The sequence below is a fragment of the Micropruina sp. genome (genome assembly GCF_047606665.1).
In the GTDB taxonomy this organism is placed as follows: domain Bacteria; phylum Actinomycetota; class Actinomycetes; order Propionibacteriales; family Propionibacteriaceae; genus Micropruina.
The window spans coordinates 1-7,246 of record NZ_JASGEF010000065.1; the positions used below are offsets into that span (position 1 = coordinate 1).

Consider the following 7,246-nt stretch of genomic DNA (forward strand, 5'->3'; position numbering starts at 1 on the left):
CGGCCAGCCGCAGCTCCCAGGCGCGCCAGGCGGCGGCGTCCGGTTCGTCGGCGGCGGCGCGGAAGATCCGGGCCTCCGGCTCGGCGACCACCCGCAGGCCGGCGGCGTTGAGCCGGCGGCCGAGTTCGACGCCGGCCAGGGCGTCCGGCAGACCGGCGACCACGCCGTCCACCTGTCGCCACGCCTCGCGGCGGACCAACGCACCGGACAGGTCGACGCCCAGCACCGACATCGTGGACAGCTGGCCCTGGTCGGGTTCGCCGCCCTCGACGGCCGGCACGACGCGTCCGGCCGGAGTGACGGTCAGGCCGCAGGATTCGATCAGATCGACCCGGGCGCGGCGTTGGGAGCGGACCATCAACGGCCCGACCAGCGCGACCTCGTCCGACTCGGCCCCGGTGCGCAACAGATGTTCCAGCGCGTCGGAGGTCGGACGGACGGCGCGCGGCAGCAGCCACAGCCAGTCGCCGGTGGCCTGCTCGACGCCTTCGGCGACGGTGTCACTGATCACCACCTCGGTGGGCCGGACGCTCTGCTCGGCCACCATCGGACGCAGTTCTTCGGCGGTGTCGGCGAGCATGATGACGCTCACCGCATACGCATCGAGACCGCTCGTCGCGTCCTCGTCGTCAGCGTTCAGCCACGCCCACGGATCAGTCACGCTGACCCAGGGTAGTGGTCGGCTCGGCCCGCTCAGACCGCGCGCTTCTTCAGCTTGCGTCGCTCACGCTCGGACAGCCCGCCCCAGATGCCGAAGCGTTCGTCGTTGCTGAGCGCATACTCCAGACACTCGCTGCGCACCTCGCAGCTGAGGCACACCCGCTTCGCCTCACGCGTGGAACCGCCCTTCTCAGGGAAGAACGCCTCTGGGTCGGTCTGAGCACACAGCGCGCGCTCCTGCCAACCGAGCGCTCCCTCGTCGCTGTCGTCAAACTCCAGTGCCACCAGCTCATGCATGGCATTCCTCCTCGACCCGGTGCAGCCCGGCTGAACTACATAGAGGAAATTACATGCCTGTCGTTCAGGTAAGTCAACCCGGATCTTGTGGTAAAGGAGCCGCCACGGATCTACTAGTGGGACTAGGCAGTGTCTTTCTAGTGCGACTACCGCTCCCCGGTCGGCTGCGACCACCGGCCCGGATCGGCTGCGACTACTGGCCTTGGTCGCCGGGGGTGGCGCGGGGACGCCAGCGTGTCTCGGGCGTCGGCTCGGGGGCCGAGGTGAGTTCGGGTTGGTCGGTCGCGTCGCCGGTCGGGGTGGCCCCGATGTCGGGCCGGGCGCCACTGGCGGCGTCCCGCGCGCTGCGCCAGGCGGTGCCGCTGGCCTGCTCGGGCTGCCACACCGGCGGCGTCCGGGGCTTCTCGGGAGCGGCCACCTCAGGCACGGCGGGGGCCAGATCGAGGCGTCCGGACCGAACCCCGCGGACCAGCACCCCGACCACCCCGGCGGCCACCGCTTTGAGCACCACGTCGAGCAGGCCGCCGAGGATCTCCATGATCACGCCGAACACGTTGGCCGACGCGGCCACACCCATCAGCAGGCAGACCAGTTGCAGCAGGGCGCCGACCGCGATCGCCCAGGCCGACAGCTTCGCCAGCCGGATCGCATTGCCGGCGGCCGGCGGCACGAACAGGCAGGCGCAGACCAGGCCCGCCAGGACGATCACCAGCGAGAGGCTCATGATCGAGTCAGAGATCTCCTGGAACGCCTCGAAGACCGGCGTCTGGCCGGGGAACACCAGCAGCACCACCCGGACGACGCCGAGCAGCTGCCCGGCGCAGAGGATCGCCAGCACCGCCCAGGTGACCGGCTGCCGGATGCGCTTCAAGTTCTCCAGGACGACGCGGCCCTTCGGAGCCTGGGCGTCGCCCCGCTCAGACATACCCCTCACCCGCTTCGGCCCGGACCAGCGCCACTAGTTCCCGGACGCGTTCCGCGGCGTCCACCGGGGCCACCATGGTGATCGTCGGCGTCGTCACCACCACCATGCCGGTGCAGCCCAGCACCCCGACCAGGTGGTCGTCGCCGGCGGTGTTGATGATCACGTTCTCAGCGGCGTCCAGCCGCACCGATGTCCCGATCAGGGCGTTGCCCGCCGCGTCGTGGGCGAGAGTCTCGGCGAGCGAGGCGTAGCCGCCGACGTCACGCCACTGCACGGGCAGCGCCACCGCGACCACATGCGCCGTCCCGGCACCGGCCGAGACCGGCTCCATGATCCCGTAGTCGACGGACGTCTTGTGCAGGGTCGGGAAGATCGCGTCGAGCCGCTCGGGATGCGCGGCGAGCTCGAGGACGGCGGCGTGGCTGCCCGGATGCAGGGCGGCCAGCTGTTCCAGGAAGGTGCTGGCCCGCCAGACGAACATGCCGGCGTTCCACCAGTATTCGCCGGAGGCGAGATATTCGCTGGCGGTCACCAGATCGGGCTTCTCGCGGAACTCCAGCACCCGATGGGCGTGCTCGAATCCGAGCACGGCCTCGCCGCGATGCAGGTAGCCGTAGCCGGTGTGGGCGCTGCTCGGCACCACACCGAGGGTGACCAGGGCGTGCCGATCGTTCTCGGCCACCTCGAACGCCTCGGCCAGCGTCGCGGTGAACACCGCCACCGGCTCGATCAGCTGGTCGGCGGTGACCTGCGCGATCACGGCGTCCGGGTCGCGGGCGGCGATCACCGCGGCCGGCCAGGCGACCGCGTTCAGCGAGTCGCGTCCCTCGGGTTCGCCGAGGATGTTCTCGGCCGGCAGTTCGGGCAGCTCGGCCGCCACCTGGTCGGCGTAGGCGGCGCCGGTGCAGACCAGGACGCGCTCCGGCGGCACCAGGTCGCCGAGCCGTTCGTAGGCGATCCGGAGCAGTGAGGTGCCCTCGATCAGCCGCAGGAGTTGTTTGGGGGTGCCTTTCCGGGACAGCGGCCACAGCCGCGTCCCGGAGCCGCCTGCCATGATCACCGCGAAGCGCATGGCCCTGACGATATCGTCCGGACTTCTACGATGGCGCGATGGACATTCCGGCGATGGTGACGGCCTTGCAGCGACGGGCCCGGACGGCGGGCGCCGAGCCGCTGCTCACCCACTACGACCTGGACGCCGGCGGCCGCACCGAGCTGAGCGTCGCCACCTTCGCCAACTGGGTGGCCAAGACCGCCAACCTGATCGAGGACCTGGGCGCCGACTCGGGGCTGGTGGCGTTGCCGCTGGCACTGAGCCGTCCGGGCCACTGGATGACGCTGCTCTGGCCGCTGGCCGCCTGGCAGCGGGAATGCGCGATCACCCTGGACGCCGCGGGCGCCGATCTGGTGGTCGTCGGCCCCGTCGACCCGCGGCCGATGCTGCCCAGCGCGACTCTGGCCTGCTCGCTGCATCCGCTCGGCCTCGGGCTGCGCGATCTGCCGGACGGCGTCCTCGACTTCACCACCGAGGCGCTCACCCAACCCGACCGGGCCGGCACCCTGCCCAGCGCGGCGAATGCGCCGGCCTGGATCGACCCCGCCGGAACCGAGGGCGCCGAGGTGTTCAGTCACGCCGACCTGGCCGGGACGCCACCGGTGGCCGGGCGGGTGCTGGTGGTGCCGTCCGGGCCGCTCGGAACGCTGCGGGAAGCCGTCCTCGGGCCGCTGCTGGGCGGCGGTTCCGCGGTCGTCGTCGAGGGCAGCCCGGACGACGCGCTGCTGGCGAAGATCCGGGCGTCCGAACGGTGCGTGGAATGATGTCGAGGTGACCGACAACCCCCTGACCACGCTGCGATTCGCCCGCCGCACCGGGCTGCTGGCGTTGGGCGCCGCGACGCTGGCGCCCGCGGTGCTGGCCGGCTGCAGCAACTCCCCCACTGTGCCGACGCCGACGGCGTCGCCGACCGGGACGATCCGCGAGCAGCTGCAGGCCACGCTGGAGGCGATCGCGGCCGGCAACGACAAGCTGGGGGTCGCCGTCGAGGATCTGCGCAGCGGTGCCCAGTGGGATTTCCGCGGCGACTGGGCCAGCCAGAGCGCGTCCATGGCCAAGCCGATGCTGGTCTCGATGGCGATGCGCAAGGCCCGCGCCGACAAGTTGCAGCAGCCGCTGCCGCCGGAGCAGGCGGCGCAGGCCGAGAAGGCGATCCGGAACTCCGACAACGACTCCGCCGAGGCGCTCTGGGAGTGGACCGGGAAGCGTCCCGCCTACGACGCGCTGGCGTCCGATCTGGGGCTGAAGGACACCCACAGCGCCCCCGAGCGCGACTTCTGGAGCTGGACCTGGACGACGCCGAACGACCAGCGCTCGTTCCTGCATCAGCTGGTCAAGGGTGGCATCAAGGCCCTCACCGATTCGGAAAGGACCTATCTGCTAGGCCTGATGGGCCAGGTGCAGGACGACCAGACCTGGGGTGTCGGCGCGCCGCACAGCGCCAGCGTGCAGGTGCAGATGAAGAACGGCTGGGTGCAATTCCAATCCACCGACAAGCTGTGGGCGGTGAATTCGATCGGCCACGTCTCCGGCGACGGCCGCGACTACCTGCTCACCATGATGACCCGCGTCGCCACCTTCGACCTGGGCAAGGCCTACTGCAACGCGATCGGCGACTGGGTGTTCCGCATTCTGGGGTCCGGCGAGCTGCACTGAATCATCGTTGGTCGAGCTTGTCGACACCTTCCCCGGTTTCGACAAGCTCAACCATCGGCGCTTGATTCAGCTGACGGTGCAGACGTCGTCCAGATCGTCGGTCTGGGTCTTCGCCTCGGTGCTCCCAGGGGACGGCACGGTCGACGATGAGCCGCTCGACGACGGCGTGGCCGATGTGGACGCCTTCGGCGGTTTGGAGGCGGCCGCCTCGGAGGCGGCTATCTTCTGGGCCACGATCTGGCGGATCTTCGCGAAATCGGGCTTCACCGGCAGAATCAGCGGCGGTGCGAAGCTGACACTGCTGAGCGGCAACGAGCGGCCCCGCTGCGCCAGATCGAGCATGGTGCCGATCTGCGAGGTGGGCAGATCGGTGGCGACGATCTCTTCGCCGGCCTTGGCGATCTCCTGGAATTTGGTCAGCACGGTGAGCGGATTGAGCTGCTTGGCCATCGCGTTCAGCACGCACTTCTGCCGGGCCATCCGCTCGTAGTCGGTCGAGCCCTCCCGCGAACGGGCGAACCACAAGGCGTGATAGCCGTCAAGATGGAGGTTCTTGCCGGGGCCGATGTAGCCCTTGATCGGGTTCTTCTTGCCGGTGGTCAGGTCGGTTCCGCCGCCGATCGGGACCTTGCGGGCGACGTCCAGGTCGATCCCGCCGACCGCGTCGATCAGCTGCTTGAAGCCCTTGAGGTCGATCAGCGCCCAGTAGTTGATCTGCAGGCCGAGGATGTTCTCGATCACCTCTTTGGTGGCCTGGACGCCCGGATTCTTCACCCCCGGATACAGGCTCTTGTGGTTGGTGGCGAGGGTGTAGACGGCGTTGAGCAGGCAGGACTGATCCTTGCACCAGTAGCCGTTGGGGTAGAGCTTCTTCAGCGGCGACGAATCGGGGAACGGCGCCCACTGCAGGTTGCGGGGCAGGCTGAACAGCACGGTGCGGCCGGTGTTGGCGTCAATGCTGGCGACCATCATGGTGTCCGGACGCAGTCCGTCTCGGTCTGCGCCGGCGTCCCCGCCGAGCAGCAGGACGTTGTAGCGTCCGCTGCTGGTCTCGGCCTTGCCACCGCCGGTGAAGACGGTGCCGAACAGCCGGCTCTGGGCGTCGAATGCGGCGGCCAGCGTCCACGAGCCGAAGGCGACGGCGAGCGCCAGCACGAACGCGACCGAGGGCAGGATCACCTTGCCGCGCTGAGAGAGCGCCGGCGGGTTCGCGATCCGCCAGGCGTTGACGAACAGCAGCGCCCAGCCGAGGCCGAGCACCAGGGACGCCCAGCGCAGCACCTGCAGGGTGACCGGGTTGACATACAGCCCGATGGCGAACGCCCGGAAGGTCAGGAACAGCGCTCCGAACAGCAGGGCCAGCACGACCAGCGTCACCCAGACGCGCGCGGCGAACCGTCCCAGTCGTTCGTTGCCGCCGGCCAGCTGCGCCGAGCCGGGCACGATCAGGGTCATGCCGAGCAGGGTCAGGCCGCGGCGCAGGGCGATGCCCTGGCTGCGAATCTGGGCGTCCGGGAGCGGGGAAGTCTCGACGGCGGTCACCGGACCAGTATGGCTGGCCGGCGGAGGGCGTCCGTCCCGTGACGCCGTGGTGAACCGAAAAGGAACCCTCCCCCGTGGTTCAGTGGCCGCGGACGACGGCGCCCTTGGCGCGGGCGGCGTCCCGGAGGTCTTCCTGGAACTGCAGCATCTTGTGCTGCAGTGCCTCGTCGGACGCGGCCAGGATCCGGACGGCGAGCAGGCCGGCGTTGCGGGCGTTGCCGACCGCGACGGTGGCGACCGGGACGCCGGCGGGCATCTGGACGATGGAGAGCAGCGAGTCCATGCCGTCCAGGTACTTCAGGGGCACCGGGACGCCGATCACCGGCAGCGGGGTGAGCGCGGCCAGCATGCCGGGCAGGTGGGCCGCTCCCCCGGCGCCGGCGATGATCACCTTCAGGCCACGGGTGTGCGCGGCGCGGCCCCAGGCCACCATGTCCTCGGGCATCCGGTGCGCGCTGACCACGTCGGCCTCGCAGCCGACGCCGAACTCGGCGCAGGCGTCCGCGGCGGCCTTCATCACCGGCCAGTCCGAATCGGACCCCATCACGATCCCGACAACGGGGTTTCCACTCATCGCTGGACTCCCATCAGGTGATCGGCGGCCGCCTGCGCCCTGGTCCGGACGTCGTCCGCGTCGTCGCCGACGACGGTGACGTGGCCCACCTTGCGGCCCGGCACCACGGTCTTGCCGTAGAGCTGGACGCGGGCGCCAGGCTCGGACGCCAGCACCTCCGCCTGGGCTTCCAGCAGATCGTCGCGGGCACCGCCCAGCACGTTCACCATCGCGGCATGCGGCTGCCGGACCTCGGTCGGTCCGAGCGGCAGGTCTGCGACGGCGCGCAGGTGGTTCTCGAATTGCGAGGTGTGCGCCCCGTCGATGCTCCAGTGGCCGGTGTTGTGCGGCCGCATCGCCAGTTCGTTGACCACCACCGAGCCGTCCGCGCGCTGCATCAGCTCGACGGCGAGAATGCCGGTGACATCCAGTTCGGCGGCGATCCGCAGCGCCATCGCCTCGATCGCGTCCCGCTGTTCGGTGCTCAGGTCGGGCGCCGGGGTGAAGGTGTGGGTGCAGATGCCGTTGGTCTGCACGGTCTCGCTGACCGGGTAGACCC

At 70.2% G+C, this 7,246-nt stretch carries 8 protein-coding genes and 1 pseudogene; 2 read left to right on the forward strand and 7 right to left on the reverse strand.

Going from position 1 to position 7,246, the window contains the following annotated elements; translation table 11 throughout:
- From QM619_RS15940 to QM619_RS15955, 4 genes and pseudogenes are all read right to left on the reverse strand, one after another.
- A pseudogene (locus QM619_RS15940) lies at positions 1-661 on the reverse strand (hypothetical protein); the annotation flags it as partial.
- A gap of 32 nt (positions 662-693) precedes the next feature.
- Positions 694-957 (reverse strand): WhiB family transcriptional regulator, encoded by a 264-nt coding sequence (locus QM619_RS15945; RefSeq protein WP_415110978.1) that lies wholly within the window; start codon positions 955-957, stop codon positions 694-696.
- A gap of 193 nt (positions 958-1,150) precedes the next feature.
- Positions 1,151-1,882, reverse strand: coding sequence for a hypothetical protein (locus QM619_RS15950; protein ID WP_415110981.1), 732 nt, complete (start codon positions 1,880-1,882; stop codon positions 1,151-1,153).
- A complete protein-coding gene (locus QM619_RS15955; RefSeq protein WP_415110984.1) occupies positions 1,875-2,954 on the reverse strand; it encodes a mannose-1-phosphate guanylyltransferase in 1,080 nt (359 codons plus the stop codon). Before QM619_RS15955 ends, QM619_RS15950 begins: the two co-directional genes overlap by 8 nt.
- A gap of 38 nt (positions 2,955-2,992) precedes the next feature.
- Between QM619_RS15955 and QM619_RS15960 the strand changes: the two genes are divergently transcribed.
- Positions 2,993-3,700, forward strand: coding sequence for a TIGR03089 family protein (locus tag QM619_RS15960; protein ID WP_415110987.1), 708 nt, complete (start codon positions 2,993-2,995; stop codon positions 3,698-3,700).
- Between the two features lie 7 nt (positions 3,701-3,707).
- Entirely contained in the window at positions 3,708-4,592 is an 885-nt protein-coding gene (locus QM619_RS15965) for a serine hydrolase (protein ID WP_415110990.1), read from the forward strand.
- A 66-nt stretch (positions 4,593-4,658) separates the two neighbouring features.
- Here QM619_RS15965 and QM619_RS15970 read toward each other — a convergent pair whose 3' ends face one another.
- The 3 genes from QM619_RS15970 to QM619_RS15980 all read right to left on the reverse strand — a co-directional run.
- The gene (locus tag QM619_RS15970) at positions 4,659-6,134 is read right to left on the reverse strand and encodes an LCP family protein (RefSeq protein WP_415110993.1); all 1,476 of its coding nucleotides are present in this window, start codon (positions 6,132-6,134) and stop codon (positions 4,659-4,661) included.
- Positions 6,135-6,213: 79 nt separating this feature from the next.
- Positions 6,214-6,708, reverse strand: coding sequence for a 5-(carboxyamino)imidazole ribonucleotide mutase (purE, locus tag QM619_RS15975; protein WP_415110996.1), 495 nt, complete (start codon positions 6,706-6,708; stop codon positions 6,214-6,216).
- Positions 6,705-7,246 (reverse strand): ATP-grasp domain-containing protein (locus QM619_RS15980; RefSeq protein WP_415110999.1); only part of this gene is annotated, 542 nt, incomplete at its 5' end. The genes QM619_RS15980 and purE, both read right to left, overlap by 4 nt.